The 2,144-nt window shown below is 36.2% G+C and carries 3 protein-coding genes and 1 tRNA gene; 2 read left to right on the plus strand and 2 right to left on the minus strand.

The genetic code is table 11. The features are described 5' to 3' along the window. Positions 1-591, minus strand: a 591-nt coding sequence (locus H7254_RS01410; protein ID WP_301931282.1) for a Gfo/Idh/MocA family protein, incomplete at its 3' end; no start/stop codon positions are given. A gap of 31 nt (positions 592-622) precedes the next feature. Next, the gene (locus tag H7254_RS01415) at positions 623-1,591 is read right to left on the minus strand and encodes an acetyl-CoA carboxylase carboxyltransferase subunit alpha (protein ID WP_301931283.1); all 969 of its coding nucleotides are present in this window, start codon (positions 1,589-1,591) and stop codon (positions 623-625) included. A gap of 165 nt (positions 1,592-1,756) precedes the next feature. On the opposite strand from H7254_RS01415, the gene H7254_RS01420 reads away from it, so the two are divergent. Together H7254_RS01420 and H7254_RS01425 are read left to right on the plus strand one after the other, a co-directional pair. Next, a tRNA-Asp gene (locus H7254_RS01420) sits at positions 1,757-1,830 on the plus strand. 175 nt (positions 1,831-2,005) lie between these two features. Next, a partial coding sequence (locus H7254_RS01425) for an SDR family NAD(P)-dependent oxidoreductase (protein ID WP_301931284.1) occupies positions 2,006-2,144 on the plus strand: 139 nt, incomplete at its 3' end.

Below are 2,144 nucleotides of genomic sequence, written 5' to 3' on the forward strand. Positions count from 1 at the left end.
TCTTACGTTGGCAATATCAGGCGTATCGCTTAAAACAGATACACCGTTTGCAGAAATATAACTGACATTGCTTTTTACAAGTTGTAAAATGATATCAATATCGTGTATCATTAAATCTAAAATTACACTTACATCAGTACCACGGGGGTTAAATTGCGACAGCCTGTGCACTTCGATAAACATAGGTTCAAGCTTGTAGTTTTTTAATGCTACAAAAGCTGGGTTAAATCTTTCAACATGCCCGACCTGGAATTTTAAATTGGATTCTACAGCAAGCTTTAAAAGAGCTTTGGCTTCATCCATGGTATTTGTAAGTGGCTTTTCTACAAATACATGTTTACCTTTTCTTAGCGCAAGGGCACAGAGTTCGTAATGATAAGTTGTTGGTGCTACTATATCTACCGCATCACAATTATCCAGCAACTCATCCGGAGTACTAAATCTTTTTATTTTATATTTTTCAGTAATTGATTTTGCATTTGCATCATCAGTATCGCAAAAACCTACAACTATTACATCATCTATTTCCAGCCAATTATTTAAATGAAATTTACCTAAATGTCCTGCACCTATAATTCCAATCTTTAGCATATAAATTATTTAGTTCCACTTTTTTTTTATTTTATTCCTCCCAAAAACCCATTTTCCCAAACTTTTTTATGCGGGTATCAATTCTTTCCTGTGCAGGGATTTGTTTTAGTTCCTGTATCGTCTTTGTCAAATAATTTTTAAGAATTTCTGCAGCTTCATCGTAATCCCAATGTGCTCCACCAATAGGTTCCGGTACAACTTCATCTACCAAACCAAATGCCAGCATATCTTTTCCGGTTAGCTTTAACTGCTCTGCGGCCGTCTCTTTATTATCCCAGCTGCGCCACAAAATACTGCTGCAGCTTTCAGGAGATATAACTGTATACCATGTATTTTCCATCATTACAACACGATCGCCAACGCCTATGCCCAATGCACCGCCACTTGCACCCTCACCAATAATAACGCATATTACCGGCACTTTAAGGCTTATCATTTCAAAAATATTTCGGGCAATTGCTTCACCTTGTCCACGCTCTTCAGCTTCAAGACCAGGGTATGCACCTGGTGTATCTATTAAAGTAATAACAGGTTTATTAAATTTCTCTGCAAGTTTCATCAAGCGAAGCGCTTTTCTGTAACCCTCGGGATTGGCCATTCCAAAATTTCGATATTGCCGGGATTTGGTATTGTTACCTTTTTGCTGACCAATAATCATTACTGTTTCACCATTTAACTGCGCAAAACCGCCTACCATGGCTTTGTCATCTTTCACATTCCTGTCTCCATGCAGTTCGGTAAATGATGTACACATTTTTTGTATGTACTTTAGGGTATAGGGTCTATCAGGATGACGACTCATTTGAACCCTCTGCCACGGGGTTAAATTTTGGGTTATATTTTTTTTTGTTTCAGTAATTTTTTCTTCAAGCAGCCCAATAGCGCTGCTCATATCCGTTTCAGATTTTTCCTGCGTTGTAGTTAACTGTTCTATTTGATCATACAATTCTTTTAATGGCTTTTCAAATTCGAGATATTGCCTGTTCTTTAGCTGTGGCATAATATTTAACCTTTAAAGTTAGTTTAGGAGTGTAATATAATTTGTAAAAATAGGAGTTACATTTTTTTTTAGAAAGTTTTGTTTTCAAAATATAAATTCCCCTATATTTGCACTCCGGAAAAAAAGCGAGATTGTTAGAATCTAAAATGCTTTTTAAATGGAAATGGGTTGGTAGTTCAGTTGGTTAGAATGCTGCCCTGTCACGGCAGAGGTCGCGGGTTCGAGTCCCGTCCAGCCCGCAAAAATCCTCAGAGAAATCTGGGGATTTCTTGTTTTAAACCATTACTGAAATTTCATAAACACTTTTGAAAAATTTTTTTTCAAAGATTTCCGCTACAAGATTTTTCAAAAACTTTCCATAGATAAAATGATATTTTTGTTAATATTATTTATCAATTTGAATAAAAAATTATTATGTTAGATTTTAGAGTAGATAATAAAATTGCTTTGGTTACAGGCTGTAGCAGTGGCATTGGGATGAACATTGCCATTGAGCTTGCAAATGCCGGTGCTGATATTATAGGTGTGAGCAGCAGTATGCCGCCAAATGGAA

Source organism: Ferruginibacter sp. (assembly GCF_014377975.1).
Taxonomy (GTDB): domain Bacteria; phylum Bacteroidota; class Bacteroidia; order Chitinophagales; family Chitinophagaceae; genus Ferruginibacter.